Origin of the sequence: Devosia oryziradicis (genome assembly GCF_016698645.1) — a bacterium.
Lineage (GTDB): Bacteria > Pseudomonadota > Alphaproteobacteria > Rhizobiales > Devosiaceae > Devosia > Devosia oryziradicis.
Window position 1 is genome coordinate 1,740,970 of record NZ_CP068047.1, and the last position, 17,309, is coordinate 1,758,278.

Genomic DNA, 17,309 nt, shown 5'->3' on the forward strand with positions numbered 1-17,309 from the left:
GAGAGCCCAAGATCGGGGGCGTAATCGTGAGCCCGGGCGTAGCCGTGCAAAGACCGGATGTCCCAAACTTCGCCCATGCCCTGAACCACACCTGGCATATGGGGCGCACCGGCCGTTCCGCGGAAGCCCTGGAGCAGGTCCACCAACTGCTCGAGCAGGCGCGTGCCGCCGGGGATGATCGGGGCATCGCCGGATGCCTCACCCAGATCGGCTGGTTCTGCCTGCAGCTTGGACATGCCGAGCAGGGGATCGACTCTGCCAAGGCTGCGCGGGACATGTGGGCCAGGCTGCGGAAGCCGGGGGGCGAGGCCCATGCCGGCGCCATCTACGCCTGGCTGCTGGTCGAACTCAGCCTGGTGGACGAAGGGTTCGCTGAGGCGAGCACTGCGGTCGGGCTGGCCGAAATCGTCGACAATCCGGCCATCCTAGCTTTTGCCCTCAATGCCAAGGCAGTCGCCCTCATGTATGGCCGGCAGGACCAGCTCGTGGGCCCGCTGTTGCGTCGCAGCCTGGCGCTGGTCGCTGGCACGGACGATCTTTCGGCGCAGGCGCTTTACGCGACCAACCTGGCGTTTTCGCAGGTGTCGCTGGCCGAGGCCGCGGAAAACGAAGGACGCCTCGAGGAAGGGCGCACATGGCGTGAACAGGCCCTGGTCAACAATGACCTGGCGATCAAGGTCGCGGAAACCTGCGGCGACAAGTGGGCCTTGCGCACGGCGCTGTGCAACGGGGCCGAATACTATGCCCTGCTGGGTCGCGAAGACGTGGCGCTGAGCTATCTTGCGCGCTGGGAAGAGGTGATCGGCACCGTCGGCCTGCGCGAGCACGTCCACTACCTCTATACGCGCGGGGAGCTGCTGACCCGGATGGGGCGGCTGGGCGAGGCGCTGGAATTCTGCGAGCTGGCGGTCGAACTGGCAGAGGCCAGCTCGCATGTCGATCATCAGGTCAATACGTTGCGCCGACTATCCGACGTACACGAGGCCCTGGGCAATCATGCGGAGGCCCTGCAACTCTACAAGCGATTCCACACGGCCTATCAGCGGCAGATGGGCGAGGTTATTCGCCGGCGCGCCCAGTTGCTCGAAATGCAGCTCGAAACCAGCAAGCTGCGGGTTCGGGCGGCTGCGCTGGAAGAGCAGGTCGGCCAGGACCCGTTGACCGGCCTGCCCAACCGGCGCAGTTTCGACGCGGCGTTTGCGCAGTTGCAGGGCAGCCGCTTCTGCCTCGCCATTGCCGACCTCGATCATTTCAAGGCGATCAACGACCAGTATTCTCATGTTGTCGGGGACGCAGTCTTGCAGCGGGTGGCGATCATCCTGACCGGGCTCGGCCGGCAGATGCGCGCATTCCGCCTTGGCGGCGAGGAATTCGCCCTGCTGTTTCCCGGGCTTGAGCTCAACGCCGCGGCGGCAGTGGCCGAGGCGGTACGCGGCGAGCTCGAGCGAGCCGACCTGACCGACCTTGCCCCGCGCCTGAAGCTCACCGCCAGTATCGGGGTGGCCTCTTCCGCCGGCGGACCCGCGACCGAGTTGATGACGGTGGCTGACCGGCGACTCTATCGGGCCAAGGCGCTGGGCCGCAATCGCGTCGTCAGCAACGATCTCGCCGACGACATCAGCATGTCGGCCTAGTCGCGCGGGTAGGCCACGTAAGCCAGACGCCGGCTGTCGGGCGACCAGGAATTGACGTTGATGGTACCCTGGCCGCCCAGGAACTCGGCGAGGACACGCTGGCTTTCGCCCGTCGGGCCCATGAGCCGCAGCATCACGGCCTTGTCGGGCGGATGGCCAGTTGTCCCCGGCGGATAACTCAGGAAGGCCACCTTCGTGCCATCTGGCGACAGGTGGGGGAACCAGTTCACATAGCTGTCGAACGTCAGCTGTTCGAGACCGCTGCCATCGACGGCATTCATGCGGAAGACCTGGGCATGGCCCGGGCGGCTCGCCGCGAGTTCGGAGTTGAAGTAGATCCAGCGGCCGTCAGGCGAGTATTCCGGGCCGTCATTGGGGACGGTGAGGTCGGTCAGCCGCGTATCGGGACCACCGGCCGAGGGAATGGTGAAGACGTTGACCTGGCGCTCGCCATTGCGCTGTTCGATCGCGACATAGGCCAGCGTGGCGCCATCGGGCGAGATGCCGTGCAGATAGTAGTGGAATGGTGATGGGTGCAGGTTGGACACGCGGCGCGGCGTACCGCCCGTGAAGGGAACGGCATAGAGGTGGCCGTCGTCCGAGCTCACATAGATGGTCGAGCCATCGGGGGCGAGCACGTGGTCGTTGTTGAGGTCGGCCAAATGGCCGGTGTCGATCTGTTCGGGCCGCCCGCCCGTTGTCGGGATGCGGAACAATAGGCCGCCGGCATTGAAGACCAGCCATTGACCATCGGGCGACCAGTTCGGTGCCTCGATGACCTCGTCGGTGGTCAGGATCACCTGCTTGTTGCCGTCGAGGTCGATGACGACAAGGTCCGAACGCTGCCCCTGGGCGAGTGAACGGCCGCGGCGAGGAAAGGCGATGGTCACGGTGGCACCTGCGCTTTTGGGGAGAACAGGGGAAGCCTAGCCGAGGATTCTCGCCCAAACCACCCCTACGCTTGATCCCTCCCTCGATGAGGAGAGATCGAGGCTGGGTGACAGGCGCCACCCAGCCAATAATCACGGTGCCGCCTTGGGCCCGAGCAGCATGATGGTGGGCTTGACGCCCAGCAGGCGAGCGGCGACCGCTTTGACATCCTCGACCGTTACCGCGTTGATCAGCTCTTCGCGGCGCGGCAGGTAATCGATGTCGAGATCCCACAATTGCAGACCGATCAGCGTACCGGCGATGGCCTGGGACGAGCTCATTTCCTGCAGGGCCGCCGAACCGATGGTGTACTTCTTGGCGGACGCGAGTTCGGCCTCCGTGGGGCCCTCCGCGGCCAGCCGGGCAATGACGGACTTGATGACCTCGAGCGTTTCGGCGGCGCGGTCGGCGCGGGTGGCTGTACCCACCACCAGGGCATTGGCGTGCTGCTGGTTGAGCAGCGACGAGCTGACGCCATAGGTCAGGCCCCGCTTCTCGCGCACCTCGTCGGTAAGCCGCGACAGCACGCTGCCGCCGCCGAGGATTTCGTTCATCAGCGCGGCGGCAAAATATTGCGGATCGGTGTGGGTGATGCCCGGATAGGCCATGTAGATGCTGGTCTGGGGCAGGGGATATTCCACCTGCAGATCCTGTCCGAGCACGGGCGCAATATCGGCGACCGGCACCAGGCTGGCTTCGGCAGGCAGGGCACCGAACAGCAGGTCGAGCGTGGCGGCAGCCGCCTCGGCGTCAATGGCGCCGACAATGGCGACATGGAGATTGTCGCGCGCGAACAGGGCCTTGTGCTGTGCCCGCAGGTCGGCTGGCGTGATGCCGGGCAGGGTTTCGGCCGTGCCGTCCACCGGGCGGGCATAGGGGTGGTCGCCGAAGAGGGTTTCGGTCCACAGCTTCTCGGCAGCGGTAGCCGGGTTCTGCGCCGACATGGCGATGGCGCTCAGCACCTGGGCGCGCATGCGGTCGACCGGGTTCTGGTCGAAGCGCGGCGCCTCGATGGCGAGCTTGAGCAGGTCGAGCGCTTCGTCCTTGTTGTCGGCCAGCATGCGCATCGAGCCATAGACTGCATCGAGATCGGCGGCGAAGCTCATCTCCGCCCCCGCTGCGTCGAGCGCGATCTGGAAGGCGTCGCTGTCGAAATCGCCGGCGCCTTCGTCGAAAAGGTAGGTGAGCAGATTGGTCACGCCTTCCTTGCCTGCGGGGTCCTGCGTGGTCCCGCCCTCGAAGGCGAAGCGGATGGTGACGATGGGGACGGCATAGTCTTCCACCAGCCAGGCCTTGATGCCCTGAGGCGAGGTGATCTGCTGGAACTGGACTTCCGCCCGGACGGGCAGGGTGGCGAGGAGCAGCGCCGGAATGGCGACGATGGCGAGACGGCGGAGCGCTGACAGTATCGACATCATTGGGCTCCGTTGTCGCTGGGCAGCAGGTAGCCGGTGACCGACACGCTGGGATCGAGATACTTGGCGGCCACGGCCTGCACCTGCTCTGATGTAACGGCGCGGATACGGTCGGGCCATTCGGCGACGTCGGCAATGGTGCCGTCATTGGCGAGACGGCTGCCATAGATGTCGGCCATGCTGGACTGCTCGTCGCGGGCGAAGATCAGGCTGCGCACATAGCGCATCTTGGCGGCGTCCAGTTCCTCCGCCGTCACGCCATCTCTTACCAGTCGAGCCACCTCGGCATCGATGGCGGCCTCGACCTCTTCGAGGCTGTGCTCGCCCTGGGGCACGCCAAAAAGGGTGAAACTGCTCGGGTCATAAGCTCCACCGTCATAGCTGGCGCCGGCGCCCGAGGCGATGCCGGATTTCACCACCAGTTCCTGGTAGAGCCGGCTGCGCAGACCACCGCCGAGGATTTCCGACAGCAGGTCGAGCGCCTCGGCTTCGCCGGGCTCGGCCATCCGGTAGGTGGGCGTGATCCAGCCCTTGGCGAAGCTGGGGACGCTGACGCGCGGGTCGCGCAGCGTCACCCTGCGGGCAGTGTCGTAATGCGGCTCGGCCGGGCGGATACGCGGCGGCAGGTCGGGGCCGCGCGGCACCTGGCCATAGGTGGCCTGGGCAAGGGTGCGGACATCATCGGGCTCTACATCGCCGGCCACGACCAGCACGGCATTGTTGGGTGCGTAGTAGCGATCGTAGAAGGCCACCGCGTCGGCCCGATTGAGCTGCTCCATCTCGTGCAGCCAGCCGATGGTGGGCAGGCGATAGGGGTGGTTCTGGTAGGCGGTGGCCGCGGTTTCCTCGGCCAGCAGCGCCTGCGGACTGACATCGACGCGCTGGTTGCGCTCCTCGATCACCACGTCGCGCTCGGCGCCGATCACGTCTTCGGTGAGGACCAGGCCGCGCATCCGATCGGCCTCGAAATCCATCATTTCGTCGAGATAATCGGGCGGCACGGTCTGGTGATAGACCGTGACGTCCTTGGTGGTGAAGGCATTGGTATAGCCACCGATCTCGGCGATGACCCGGTCCATCTCGCCGGCAGGATGGCGCGCCGTGCCCTTGAACATCAGGTGTTCGAGGAAGTGGGCGATGCCCGACTTGCCGGGCTGCTCGTCGGCGCTGCCCACCTTGTACCAGACCATGTGGGTGACGATGGGCGCACGCCGATCGGGGATGACAACCACTTCGAGCCCGTTTTCGAGGGTGAAACTGACCACCTCGGCTTCCGACGGGGCGGCCTGCGCCCAGGCACCGGCGCACATCATCGCGCCCATTGTCAGGGCCAGCGCGGATCGAAGAATCATCGGAGCTCCAAAAATGGCAGGCGGGTGAGGCCCATAGGCAGGATTGGCACGGGCGGCGCAAGTCATTGCCGGTCATTGCGGCCCAAATCGGACCGCTGCGCGGACCGGTTGCCCCCTGCGCGGGCTTGGCCTACATAGACGGCCAATTCCCGGAAGTCTCCAAGAGGTCAGCAAGCCTATGGCTCGCCAGTTCATCTACCACATGCACGGAATGTCCAAAGCCTATGCCGGCGGCAAGAAGGTGCTGGATAATATCCATCTCAGCTTCTACCCCGATGCCAAGATCGGCATTCTGGGCCCCAACGGCTCGGGTAAGTCGACCCTGCTCAAGATCATGGCCGGCATCGACACCGAGTTCACCGGCGAAGCCTGGGCGGCCGATGGCGCCAAGATCGGCTACCTGGCGCAGGAGCCCGAGCTCGATCCGGCGCTCAACGTTCTCGGCAACGTGATGACCGGCGTCAAGGAAAAGAAGGCCATCGTCGATCGCTACAACGAGCTGATGATGGAATATTCCGACGAGACCGCCGACGAGGCGGCCAAGCTCCAGGACATCATCGACAGCCAGAACCTGTGGGATCTCGAATCGCAGGTCGAAGTGGCGATGGAAGCCCTCGGCTGCCCGCCTGGCGATGCCGACGTCACCAAGCTGTCGGGTGGCGAGCGCCGTCGCGTGGCGCTCTGCGCCCTGCTGCTGAGCAAGCCCGACCTGCTGCTGCTCGACGAACCGACCAACCACCTGGACGCGGAAACCACGGCCTGGCTCGAACGCCACCTGCGCGAATTCGAAGGCGCGGTGCTGATCATCACCCACGACCGCTACTTCCTCGACAATGTCACCGGCTGGATCCTTGAACTCGATCGCGGTCGCGGCGTGCCTTACGAAGGCAACTACTCGGCCTATCTCGAGGCCAAGGCCAAGCGCTTTGCCCAGGAAAAGAGCGAGGACGCCGCACGCGCCAAGGTGCTGGAACGCGAGCGCGAATGGATGGGTCAATCCCCCCAGGCGCGCCAGTCCAAGTCAAAGGCCCGTATCAAGGCCTATGACGAGCTGGTCAAGATCAACGAGGCCCGCACCCAGTCTTCCACGGCGCAGATCATCATTCCGCCCGGCGAACGGCTGGGCCACAATGTTATCGACATCGAGGGGCTCTCCAAGTCCTATGGCGATCGCCTCCTGATCGACAACCTCACCTTCAAGCTACCCCCGGGTGGCATCGTCGGCGTCATCGGTCCCAACGGCGCCGGCAAGACGACGCTGTTCCGCATGCTGACCGGCCAGGAAAAGCCCGATGCCGGCACGGTCACCGTCGCCGAGAACGTGCACCTCGGCTATGTGGACCAGAGCCGCGACAGCCTCAACCCCAACAAGACCGTCTGGGAAGAAATCTCGGAAGGCGACGAAGTGCTGCTGCTGGGCAAGCGCGAGGTGAATTCGCGCGCCTATACGTCGAGCTTCAACTTCAAGGGCGGCGACCAGCAGCAGAAGGTGGGCAACCTCTCGGGCGGCCAGCGCAACCGCGTGCACCTGGCCAAGATGCTCAAGAGCGGCGCCAATGTCCTGCTGCTCGACGAACCGACCAACGACCTCGACACCGAAACCCTGGCGGCGCTCGAGGAAGCCCTGGAAGAATTCGCCGGCTGCGCCGTGATCATCAGCCACGACCGCATGTTCCTCGACCGGTTGGCCACGCACATGCTGGCGTTCGAGGGCGATAGCCATGTGGAGTGGTTTGAGGGGAATTTCGCGGACTATGAAGCGGACAAGATCCGGAGATTGGGCGCAGACGCTGTGAACCCGAAGCGGGCGACTTATAAGCCGCTGACGCGGTGAGGGCTTCTGGGCGGAGTGGGTAGTCATTCCGCCCACCCGTTGACCTACTGCATTGGGGTGGCGAGCCGACAGTCAGGCACCCGGCCGCCGACGTCTGCTTCGCGCCAGTAGCAGACAGCCGGAGGGCGGCTAAGCAGATGGCATCTCGAGACACTCGATGATCTCGACCGAATTTTTGTCTGAGAACACCGCGAAGTGTGGATGTCTCTCGAAAATCCGAGCGGCCTCTTCGTGGCTCGCGGCTTCGACTAACACGTATCCGGTGATCAGGTTCGATGTATTCGAAAGGCCGTTCTTGTCCATGCGCTTCGTCTTCCCGAGCGGGGCGCCCTGTTCGACGATGGCGGCAGTGTGCGAGGCAGCCCATTCCCCCCAGGCGGCCATGCCCTTCTGCTGCGTTTCTGCGTCCGGCGGCGTGCTGTCCACGTTCTCTGCCGATCCCATGTAAAGTGCCAAGTATCGTGTCATAGTTTCTCCTCCGGTTTGAATTCCACAAGATGCTGATGCGTCAGGCGATCTGTGCCTGCCACTGCATGGAAAGCGGCTTCTGCATCGCTTTCAGGTAAATCGACGCCTTGCCAAGAAAGATCAGCACGGCCTCGCGATAGATATGAAACTGCACGAAAGGGGTCGGCGCCCAGTGACCGCGATCGATCGTGCGGGTGTTCAACTCCTGCTCAGAGTAGCCGCTGATCACCCGCTCAAATTCTTCGTCGAGTTCGGTCCACCAGTGCCGAAGGTCAGTGACGGTGAGAGCGCTTTCCGTTCTGGTTCGGCGCAACGACCAGTCTGTCTCTAGCGATACGAACGATTGGATATAGGTGTGTTGGATGTTGCCTTGCTCTTCGCAGAGTTCACCCAGGGACAAGGTGTCGCCCGGGAGCCGAAACTTGAGGTCGGCATCGGTGAGAAGATCCAAGAGTTCGTGCCGCAGGCTTTGTGTCGCACGCAGTGGAAACTCGTCCGAGATAAGACTGTTCATGTTCGTTCCCACTCTGCTTGCATCTAAGCCCAAAGGCGTTTTAGGTCCGACACGGTGCGCGCGCTAACGCTGTCGCCTGTATTCAGTGTGGTCGTTGGTTCGAACATCAACACCACAGGCTCTACGGTCAGCGACCGCGGGCGGTGTTCGACGCCGCGTGGCACCACCACGAACTCTCCTTCGCGAAGTTCAACCACACCGTCGCGAAAGTCGATGGCGATACGTCCGCGCAGCACCAAGAATGCTTCGTCTTCGCGGGCGTGGGAATGCCAGTCGAATTCCGCGCCAAACTTGGCAACCTTCACTTGCGAGTCGTTCACGTCGCCCACGACATGGGGATCGAAAACCTCTGAGATCTGCCTATCTGCCGCCGCAACGATGTTGATCTTTTCCGGTACCATGTGCTCACTCCTTCAGTTGACGCCGCCTAAGCCTCAAGACGCCGCGTGATTTAGTTTTCTCTGGGAGCTCATGCGGGCCTGCGGCAGAACCTCAAGCATCCCCCAGCCGACGACCGAAACCGGACCGCCTACCTGCACAGAATGGATGGCGTCCGCAGCGCCGTGTGCCACTACTTCCATTCGACTAGGCCGACCGACAAACCTGCCTTGGTTGAGGATGAACGTTTCGCCGGACTTTGAACCGCAGTGCCGAAGTCGGTATGCGCCAATCGTCCCCGCAGCGCTTCCGGTGGCAACATCCTCCAGCCTGCCATCATTGTTCCAGTGACGGGCTTCCCGTCCCTCTTCGTCGAGCAGCACCGCAAAGTTGGCTCCCAACGGAGTGAGTAGCTCGGTGATATCGGCGTCGATGCGCGCGCGGCCCAGCGCGTCTGAACGAACCGGAACGATAAGGTAGGCAAGACCTGTGCTGATAACTTCCAGTGGCAATGCGGGATCGAGGTCGCTCTCGCGCAAGCCGAATGCTGCTGCTAGCTCGCTGCGTCTGGCGCATTCGCCGACCACCGACGCCGCGCCCTGATCGACGGTCGCTGCGAACCCGTGCCCGGTTCGGTACGTCGACACGTCAACGCACCGATTTGCCAACTCGAATGTCCATTGGCAGGTAGCTTTCGGGGGTGCTGCAATATGATGAAGGGCCGCTGCCGCGCCCAATAGAGGATGGCCGGCGAACGGCAATTCTTCTAAGAGGTCGAATATGCGTGCCCGGAAGCGGTTCTTGGCGCTGGAGGGCACGAGGAAGATCGTTTCGAACTGTCTAAGCTCCTGAGCCACGGCTAGCATCTGCTCCCCATCCAAGTTGGAAGCGTTAGTAAACACAGGGAGACTGCTGCCGCGATATGCATGGGGCGCGAAGACGTCCAGGCACTCATAACGAAGTGGTGTCTGCGAGGCGGTCATAGCCCCGCTGCCAATCTCGATGCGAGCGAAGCGATTGCCGCCTCGTTGCGGCGATAGAAGGTCCAGCCCTTCTTGCGCGTGGCGATCAACAAACCACAATCGGCCAACAGGGTGAGATGTCGCGATGCGGTTGCCGGTGCAATCCCGAGTCTATCGCGTATGAAATCCGCACACACGCCATCCAGCACCAAATCTCCATCGACCTGCGGGGGAAAGTTGCCCACGGGGTCTTTGAGTAGATTCAGCACTATCAGCCTGACAGGGCTCGCGATTGCTTTGAGGCTGGGAAGCTCGTCGTCCAAGGAGTTCGGCATTTCGCTATTTCGCATAAATGCAAAATAGCACGACCCGCCTAATATTCCAATCCCCAAGTTGTGAGCTATCTTCGTCGCGAAAATGAGGGTCCGCTTAGGGCTAAAAGCGGTCGTCACCGAAACGAAGAGCTAACGGTCGCAATGGGGTCGTTAGCTGCCAGTAGTTTGCGCATCGTTCCTGGCAATTTCGGACAGAGGAAATCCGCAACACGTGCGCTTTGCGAGCCGCTGGTGTAGGGGGACGAGAATTCTTCGAATGTGGATTTCAACGTAACGGTCATCCGAGGCGATGGTTGAGCTTGGCGCGCTTCGTCCGGTAGCGCAAGCAACACGGCACCATGCCTTCACCATCTCTGTGTCATTCCGGCGCAGGCCGGAATCCATCCTGAGATGGCAAAGCGCGCTCAGAATGCGGAAAGACCTCAGGAACGATCCCGACCTGCGCCGGGATGACATCGCGGTTGTTCGGTCTGTCGAACCTCCTCTCCGCCCGTGAGGACTCTGGTCTGCCGGGAACTCACAGCCAACTTATCCCCCTTCTCAAATCCTCCCGCATACTCTTCCCATCTTCACGGCAGAGCCGGTCATGACGAGTGATGACCGTGAAGACAGCCAGGGATGGAAGGTCGCTTCCATTGGGCGGGGGGAATTCGGCAGCTACGCTTGCGACACAGCGTGCCTGACCCGGACCCGCGAAAATCCTGGCGTGGTGGCGAGGCAATGGCCTCACTTCCTTCATCTACCCCTCCGAGGCAGGCGCCTCGCCACCATAGCTCTCTGAGCGCCCCTTGGCGTCTCACGCGACGAACTGACCCGACGACCCGACAACCGCATCACAGGCGGCGCTTGCGCACGCCTATTGGCGCACACCGCGAAAGGCATGCACCATTCCCACAAATCCACACGACACCCCCCAATTCCCGCGCTATGAGTGTCGCTGCGGCAATGCGTTGGCTGGTTGCTCCGGGGGGCAAGACTTGAAACGACTGATTTTGGCGGCTGCGTTGGGGTTGGCCGCTGGTGGAATGACCGTATCGCTGGCGGCGGCCGCACCGGGGCAGTGCAGTATAACCGGCTTCGAGCCCTTCGATTGCGACGTGGCGCTGGACGGCGGCGGTCTGACCTTCACGCTGCCCGATGGGCAGGTCTTCGCCTTCACGCTGATCGAGGACGGGGTGGGCACGGCCTATCTCATCGACCCCGATGCGGCGCCGGGCCAGCGGCCCGATGAGCTGCGCGAATTTCGCGCCGTCGAGGGTAAGCCAGGCTGCTGGGCCCGCGACGAGGATTACCAATTTTGCGTGTTGGTGCAGCAGTAAGCCAGCGGCACTGGGAGGATGTTTATGAGACTTTCCATTCTGGCCGGCGCAGCGGCGTTGGCATTGGCGCTTGCCGGGCCCGTCATGGCCAAGGACGCAACCTGCTACACATCGGATGATGGCGAATATGACTGCGCCTTCACCGCGCTCGACGATGCGGGGAGCTTCGAGATTTCCGCGCCGGGCAAACCGACATTCCAGGTCTGGATCGACAGCCCCGGCGTGGCCTCGGTCGGTGCGACCTATGAAGCCGGCGGCCGCTCGGTGGCGCTGCCTGGAACCTATTACCGCTCCGAAGATGATGGCGCCTGCTGGGTCAGCGACGCCACCGATACGGAAATCTGTGCGTGGTAGGTGAAGCCTTCGTCGTCGAGGCCGGGCGGGCGAAGCTTGCCGGCCGGCAGCTCGGTGAGGGGCTGCCGGTGGTGTTCCTCCATGCCGGGGTCTGCGACAAGCGGATGTGGTCCGAGCAGATGGTCATGGTGGCCGAGGAAGGCTGGCATGCCATCGCCTATGACCGGCGCGGCTATGGCGAGACCGAAAGCCCGGACGAAGCGTTCAACCATGTCGACGATCTCGAAGCGGTACTGGGCGCGCTCGGCATCCACGCCGCCGTCTTCGTCGGCTGTTCGATGGGCGGTGGACTCGCGGTGGATTTCGCGCTGCGCCATCCGGGGCGGGTAATCGGGCTGGTGCTGATCGGCACCTCGATCACGGGCGCCCCATGGAGCGCGACGCAGGCCGAGCAGCAGCTGGAAATGGCCGAGGAGGATGCCTGGGAGCGTGGCGATCGCGACATGCTCAACCGGGTGCAGGCGCATCAGTGGCTCGATGGGCCGCGCGCCCCGAACGGGCGGGTCGGCGGGGCAGCGCGCGACCTGTTCCTCGACATGAATGCCATCGCGCTGGGCAAGCCGCAGCTGACGCTGGAAGAGCAGCGGCCGGCGGCCTGGCCACGCGTCAGCGAGGTGGGTGCGCCGACCCTGCTGCTGGTGGGTGACGAGGATTTCACCGCGCTGATCGACCGGCACGAGCACCTGTCCGAAGAAATGCCCAACGCCTTTGCCGCCGTGCTGGAGGGCGTGGCGCATATTCCGAGCATCGAGCGGCCGGAACTGGTCAACTCGATGCTGCTGGAATTCCTCGACGCCATCGAAGGCGGCGATGAGGAGGAAAGTGACGACGAATCAGGCGACTAGGCTGCGGGGCTCGGGCCGGCAGGGCAGTGCCTCGTGGCCTGAATCAACGCGTTAACAGACTGATTCAAGGCATTGAGAAGCCGATTCAACTTGCTGGGAAGTTGAATCGGCTTTGCTGCCCAAGGCCTTGAAACTGAATCGGTTTCAGGCGGCCAGAATGCCATCGAGGTGCTGATTGAGCTGGGCCGTGGGCACGTTGGTCAGGTCCTTGTTCAATTCGGCCACCACGGCCTTCTTGACGGCCGGCGAAATGGCCTTGCGCAGGTCACCCAATGCGATTGGCGCGGCGGCGATGACGAGGCGATCGAAGGCGCCCTGCTGCTGCTTGCGATCAAGCGTCGCCGCGACCGACTTGACGAATTGAGTTTCGCGGTGCTCGACCGGATCGGTCCGCGGCTCCATGCCACCGCCGAACGCCCCGCCGCCGCTCTTGCTGCCCGGGCGGTCGGTGACGATGTCCTGGGCCTGCAGCGGATCGATGGCCCAGTCGAGCCCGTCGACCTGCTTGAGCCCCTTGCCCGGACCGGTGTTTTCGAGGACACGCGCCTGCGCGCCGTCGGCGATCAAAACCCAGGTGACGGTCTTTTTCATGCTTGAGCTCCTGCTGGTCTGGTCGTTGCAAGGCGCCGAACTGGCGCCACTGAACCAACGCCTTACCCTCAAAAAGGTTGGCCCCTGCCATCAGCTTTGCAAGGTCGCAAGATCACAAACTCTGATTGGCGGGTCGTCGGCGGCGCTGCTATCAAGGCCAAGGCATCCCGTTGGGGATGCGGAGTTTTTCTAGATGTCGCTTCCCGAATCCGCGCCCGAAGCCATTGCACCGGCCGAGGTCGCCGCCCCGTCGCGTCCCGCGTCGAGCGACGGTCGAAACGGCGTCCTGGCGGCGCTGGCCGCCTACACGCTCTGGGGCTTCCTGCCGCTGCTGTTCCGCGAGGTCGAGGGCGCCGGCTCGGTGATGATCGTTTCCGAACGCATCGTCTGGTCGCTGCTGCTGCTGGCCGCCATACTGGCCTTCAGCGGCGGATTTCGCGAGGTCCAGGCGCTGTTCTCGGATCGCCGGCGGCTGCTGATGACGCTGCTGTCGGCCGTGCTGCTGGCCGGCAACTGGCTACTCTATGTGTGGGCGGTGGAGACGGGGCAGGTGCTCGAGGCGAGCTTTGGCTACTTCATCAACCCGCTGGTCAATATCGTGATGGGCATGGTGCTTCTCGGCGAGCGCCAGAACCGGCTGCAGACCATTTCGATCCTCATCGCCGTGGTCGCCATCGGCATCCAGGCGCTGGGCCTTGGCAATATCCCTTTCGTCGCGCTGGGGCTGGCGCTGTCGTTCGGCTTCTATGGCTATTTCCGCAAGACCGCGCAGCTTGGGCCGGCCAGCGGCCTGTTCGCCGAGACGGCCATGCTGGTGCCGTTTGCGCTGGGCTATGTGGCGTTCAACATCATGACCTGGGGGCCGGGCATCCATGCCGACCCGTACCACTTCACCCTGATGGTGCTGACGGGGCCGGCGACGACGATACCGCTGCTCCTGTTTGCATTTGCGGTCCGCCGGCTGCGGCTGACCACCATAGGCATGTTTCAGTATATCGCGCCGTCGATCCAGTTCATCCTGGCCATCACGCTCTTCGGCGAGCACCTCAACGGCGTGCGCCTGCTCAGCTTTGCGCTGATCTGGCTGTCGCTGCTGGTGTTCAGCTACGACAGTTTCCGTCGGCGTGGGCGGGCAGGGGCATAGACTAAGGAGCCAGTTCGGCGAGGATTGCCCGGACCTCGGCGGCGTCTGCCGCTTCCGGCGCCAGCTCCAGGTATTGGCGATAACGCTCGGCGGCACGCTCGTTGCGTCCAGCCGTCTGCTGCACCTGCGCCAGCAGCAGCACGGCTGCCGGGTTCGGCGGCTCGGCGTCGGCGAACGGGATCAGGCCATCGGCAGCCTGGGGGAAGCGGCCAAGGTCGAGCAAGACCTTGGTCCGGGCCCTGGCATAGTCGAAATTATCGGCAACGAGGGCGACGACGCGGTCGTAATGCTCGGCGGCGCCCTTCGGGTCGTCGCGCTCGAGCAGCAGTTCGGCCAGGGCAAGATGCGCCTCGGGACTGTTGGGTGCGTAGTCGGCCCAATCCTTGAACAGGCGCTCGGCCGCCGCCAGGTCGCCATCGGTCCGATAGGCTTCGCCCAGCAGCCGCAGCGCATCGGCGTGGCCTGGATCGAGATCAAGCGCTTCTTCAAGGTGCGCCATGCCCGCCTCGTCCTTGCCGACCAAGAGCTCGATTTCGCCGGCGCGCACCAGCGGTGTCGGATCGACGGGGGTGCGTTCGGCGGCGGTCAGGAAGGCGGCAATGGCGGCCTCGCGGTCGCCCTTGGCCAAGGCAATCTCCGCTCGCGCAGTGGCCAGCGTGGCAGCCTGCGGATCGCGGCTTGCCGCTTCCGCCAGCGCACTGTCGGCCCCCGCGAAGTCACCACTGTCCGCCAGCGCGCGAGCCAGGTTTATTCGGGCAAGGTCAAAGCCGCCATCGATGGCCAGTGCGGCGCGATATTCCGTTATGGCGGCGGCGCTGTCCCCCGACTTGCGCGCAATGTCGCCGAGCAGGTTGTGCGCCCACTTTGCGTCGGGGTGATTGGCAACCGTCAGGCGGCGGGCGCGTGCGGCTGCGCCTTCTGGATCGGTCAGGGCATGGGCGGCGATGGATACGAAGGGGTCGAGGACGTCGAAGACGGCAGCAGCCGCTTCGCGAAAGTATTCGGGCGCCGGCTGGTCACCCATGGCCGGCAGGTCGATGATCTCGCTCGAGTTGCGGATCACGCGCAGACGCAGGCGCTGTCCGGCGGGGGCGCAATCGGCGCTGTCGCAGACGATCTCGCCCACGATGTGAGTCTCGTGAATGCCGAAGAACTGCCTGACCTGCTGGGAAATCGAGTCCAGTGAGATGCCGCTGTCAGGCAGGGAGAATTCGACGCGCTGGCTGTCTGGAATTGCCACGATGGTGGCGCGGGCGACACTGGCGCTCTGGGCAAACTCCTGCAGGCCGTCCCAAAGGCGATTGGCAGCCACTTCCGAAGTCATGCCGCGGTCGGCCAGCAACTGGGGCACGGCGATGGGCTCGATGACGACCGCACTGGCCGAAAACTGGCTGCCGATGGCTGGGATCAGCAGCAGCATGGCAGCGAAAAAACCGATGTTGATGAACATGGTGCGCAGGGTCGAGGAGAAGGCCTCGATCCGTGGCAAGGCGCCGGTGGGTTCGGTGTGGCTCATGGCTCGGCCTGTTCTGGTTGCGCTGCGGCCGCGTCCAGTCCGTCCAGGATTCCGATGAAGCTCACCGCCTGGGGCGCATAAAGGCCAGTCTGGTCGACTTCGATGATACGCTCGAAATCGTGCCTGGCCGCCTCGTTCTGGCCGGTCACTGCCAGGGCCGTGCCGCGGGACATGAGTGGGCCGGGGTTATAGGCATCCAGCTCAATAGCGCGGTCGAGCCGTGCCAGGGCCTCCGGAACCCGTTCCAGCGCCAGCAGCAACTTGCCGGTTTCGAACAGTATGTCCGGGTCGTCCGGGGTCACCGCCAGGGCGCGCTCGAAGGCGTCCAATGCCTGCTCGGGCTGGTTGAGAAGCATCAGGACGAAGGCATAGGTGGCGTGGGCGACCGCATCGCCCGGCGCGTGTTGCGAGGCTGCCCGCAGCATCGGGAGCGCACCCGCGAAATCGCCCCGCGACAGGTAGTCTTCGAGCAGCGCGGTCGTCGCCAGGATATAGGATGGGTCAAGGGCCAATGCCCGGTCGAACCATTGGCGGGCCGCGTCGACATTACCCCTGGCTTGCTCCAGCATGCCCATGCGCGAAAAATAGTGCGGACTGGTGGGATCGAGCGCCGCGGCCTTCTCGAACAGGGCAAGGGCGCCGTCGACGTCGCCCGATGCTGCCGCCAGTTCGGCGTAACCCTCATAGGGCTTGGGATTGTGTGGCTGTTCGGCCGCGAGTTCGTCATAGATGACGCGGGCGGCGGCGGGATCGCCCAGCCGCCGCAAGGCTCCCGCGAGATTGGCGCGGGCAACGTTGAACTTGGGGTCGAGCGCGATGGCGGCCTGGTATTCCGGCCAGGCGGCGCGGTCATCACCGCTCTCGGAGCGAATGTTGCCGATCAGCAGGTGGGCCCATTTGGCATCGGGGTGATGCTGGCGGATCAGGCGGCGCGCGAGGGTTATCGCGCGTACCGGCTCGGCGGCGGAGACGGCGGCGATGGCGACGAAAGGGTCGAGCCGCTGCAGGACTTCGGTTCCCGCAGCAGTGAAATAGCTGCGCGTGTCCTGATCGCCGATGGGCGGGAGGTCGATGACCTCGCTGTTCCCCCGCAGCACGCGCAGGCGCAGTCGCATCCCTTCTGGTGCGCAGTCGGCGTCCGCACAGATGAACTCGCCGGCGATGCGCGTCTGGTACACATTGAAGAACTGCCGCACCTGGCGAACGACAGAGTCCATCGACAGACCCACATCGGGGAGCGAGAACTGCACGCGCTGGCTGTCCGGGATGGCGTCGACGCTCGCCTTGGACGTTCGGGCCAGCGTGTTGGCATCGCGCAGTCCGTCCCATAGGCGGCTGGCCATGACCTCGGGGGAAAGTCCGCGCTGCAGGAGGGCCTTGGGCACGGAAATCGGCTCGATCAGCACCGGGTTGCGCAGAAACTGACTGGCCAGGATGGGAATGAAGAGGATGACGGCCAGCACGAAAACCACGTTGAGGATAACCTTGCGCAGGCGGGTCGACCCGCTTTCGAGCGATGGCAGGGAGACCCGGAGCCTCGGCTTGCGGGGGAGTGGCTTGGCAGGGGGTGGGCTGACCTCCGCCGCAGTGGCAGCCGGCGCCTTGGGCGTGCGCCGGCGCGGCTTGCTGCTGGAAGCGGCAGGTTTTGCAGGCGCACGCGCCATCGTTTGAACTCCCCAATGTGCTTGTTCTAATGGGGAAAATTGCCGGTGAACAGT

Annotated in this window: 17 protein-coding genes; 6 read left to right on the plus strand and 11 right to left on the minus strand. The window is 64.1% G+C overall.

The window, feature by feature from the left end; genetic code table 11:
* Window positions 1-26: 26 nt before the first annotated feature.
* On the plus strand, window positions 27-1,634 hold the full coding sequence (locus tag JI749_RS08750) for a tetratricopeptide repeat-containing diguanylate cyclase (protein WP_201662344.1): 1,608 nt from the start codon (window positions 27-29) through the stop codon (window positions 1,632-1,634).
* Here the strand turns inward: JI749_RS08750 and JI749_RS08755 are convergent.
* The 3 genes from JI749_RS08755 to JI749_RS08765 all read right to left on the minus strand — a co-directional run bounded on the left by JI749_RS08755 (window position 1,631) and on the right by JI749_RS08765 (window position 5,331).
* A complete protein-coding gene (locus JI749_RS08755) occupies window positions 1,631-2,524 on the minus strand; it encodes a TolB family protein (protein ID WP_325166770.1) in 894 nt (297 codons plus the stop codon). The two genes, JI749_RS08750 and JI749_RS08755, sit on opposite strands and share 4 nt — an antisense overlap.
* A gap of 132 nt (window positions 2,525-2,656) precedes the next feature.
* Window positions 2,657-3,979, minus strand: a complete 1,323-nt coding sequence (locus JI749_RS08760) for a M16 family metallopeptidase (protein ID WP_233280910.1) — start codon at window positions 3,977-3,979, stop codon at window positions 2,657-2,659.
* On the minus strand, window positions 3,979-5,331 hold the full coding sequence (locus JI749_RS08765) for a M16 family metallopeptidase (protein ID WP_201662350.1): 1,353 nt from the start codon (window positions 5,329-5,331) through the stop codon (window positions 3,979-3,981). Before JI749_RS08765 ends, JI749_RS08760 begins: the two co-directional genes overlap by 1 nt.
* 178 nt (window positions 5,332-5,509) lie before the next feature.
* Here JI749_RS08765 and ettA point away from each other — a divergent pair, with 178 nt between their 5' ends.
* On the plus strand, window positions 5,510-7,165 hold the full coding sequence (ettA, locus tag JI749_RS08770; protein ID WP_201662353.1) for an energy-dependent translational throttle protein EttA: 1,656 nt from the start codon (window positions 5,510-5,512) through the stop codon (window positions 7,163-7,165).
* Between the two features lie 129 nt (window positions 7,166-7,294).
* Here the strand turns inward: ettA and JI749_RS08775 are convergent, their stop codons facing one another.
* The 5 genes from JI749_RS08775 to JI749_RS08795 are packed head-to-tail and all read right to left on the minus strand — an operon-like array spanning window position 7,295 to window position 9,810.
* On the minus strand, window positions 7,295-7,633 hold the full coding sequence (locus tag JI749_RS08775) for a YciI family protein (protein ID WP_201652225.1): 339 nt from the start codon (window positions 7,631-7,633) through the stop codon (window positions 7,295-7,297).
* A gap of 40 nt (window positions 7,634-7,673) precedes the next feature.
* Window positions 7,674-8,147, minus strand: a complete 474-nt coding sequence (locus tag JI749_RS08780; protein WP_201652228.1) for a hypothetical protein — start codon at window positions 8,145-8,147, stop codon at window positions 7,674-7,676.
* Window positions 8,148-8,170: 23 nt separating this feature from the next.
* Complete coding sequence (locus JI749_RS08785; RefSeq protein WP_201652231.1) at window positions 8,171-8,548, minus strand: cupin domain-containing protein; 378 nt, start codon at window positions 8,546-8,548, stop codon at window positions 8,171-8,173.
* A 33-nt stretch (window positions 8,549-8,581) separates the two neighbouring features.
* The gene (locus tag JI749_RS08790; protein ID WP_201652234.1) at window positions 8,582-9,508 is read right to left on the minus strand and encodes a PhzF family phenazine biosynthesis protein; all 927 of its coding nucleotides are present in this window, start codon (window positions 9,506-9,508) and stop codon (window positions 8,582-8,584) included.
* Window positions 9,505-9,810 carry an ArsR/SmtB family transcription factor gene (locus JI749_RS08795; RefSeq protein WP_233280710.1) on the minus strand — a complete coding sequence of 102 codons (306 nt, stop codon included), beginning with the start codon at window positions 9,808-9,810 and terminating at the stop codon, window positions 9,505-9,507. Before JI749_RS08795 ends, JI749_RS08790 begins: the two co-directional genes overlap by 4 nt.
* Before the next feature lie 989 nt (window positions 9,811-10,799).
* Between JI749_RS08795 and JI749_RS08800 the strand changes: the two genes are divergently transcribed.
* Genes JI749_RS08800 through JI749_RS08810 form a run of 3 tightly spaced genes read left to right on the plus strand, consistent with a single transcriptional unit; the run spans window position 10,800 to window position 12,340 of the window.
* Entirely contained in the window at window positions 10,800-11,141 is a 342-nt protein-coding gene (locus tag JI749_RS08800; protein WP_201652240.1) for a hypothetical protein, read from the plus strand.
* 24 nt (window positions 11,142-11,165) lie between these two features.
* Entirely contained in the window at window positions 11,166-11,495 is a 330-nt protein-coding gene (locus JI749_RS08805) for a hypothetical protein (RefSeq protein ID WP_201652243.1), read from the plus strand.
* Entirely contained in the window at window positions 11,489-12,340 is an 852-nt protein-coding gene (locus tag JI749_RS08810) for an alpha/beta fold hydrolase (protein ID WP_201652246.1), read from the plus strand. The genes JI749_RS08805 and JI749_RS08810 overlap by 7 nt, the downstream gene beginning before the upstream one ends.
* A gap of 144 nt (window positions 12,341-12,484) precedes the next feature.
* On the opposite strand, the gene JI749_RS08815 is transcribed toward JI749_RS08810, so the two are convergent.
* Window positions 12,485-12,931 (minus strand): host attachment protein, encoded by a 447-nt coding sequence (locus JI749_RS08815; protein ID WP_201652249.1) that lies wholly within the window; start codon window positions 12,929-12,931, stop codon window positions 12,485-12,487.
* A gap of 193 nt (window positions 12,932-13,124) precedes the next feature.
* Between JI749_RS08815 and rarD the strand changes: the two genes are divergently transcribed.
* On the plus strand, window positions 13,125-14,075 hold the full coding sequence (rarD, locus tag JI749_RS08820; RefSeq protein WP_201652251.1) for an EamA family transporter RarD: 951 nt from the start codon (window positions 13,125-13,127) through the stop codon (window positions 14,073-14,075).
* 1 nt (window position 14,076) lies between these two features.
* Here rarD and JI749_RS08825 read toward each other — a convergent pair whose 3' ends face one another.
* Window positions 14,077-15,591 (minus strand): tetratricopeptide repeat protein, encoded by a 1,515-nt coding sequence (locus JI749_RS08825; protein ID WP_201652254.1) that lies wholly within the window; start codon window positions 15,589-15,591, stop codon window positions 14,077-14,079.
* Window positions 15,588-17,255, minus strand: a complete 1,668-nt coding sequence (locus JI749_RS08830; protein ID WP_201652257.1) for a tetratricopeptide repeat protein — start codon at window positions 17,253-17,255, stop codon at window positions 15,588-15,590. Before JI749_RS08830 ends, JI749_RS08825 begins: the two co-directional genes overlap by 4 nt.
* Between the last annotated feature and the right edge of the window lie 54 nt (window positions 17,256-17,309).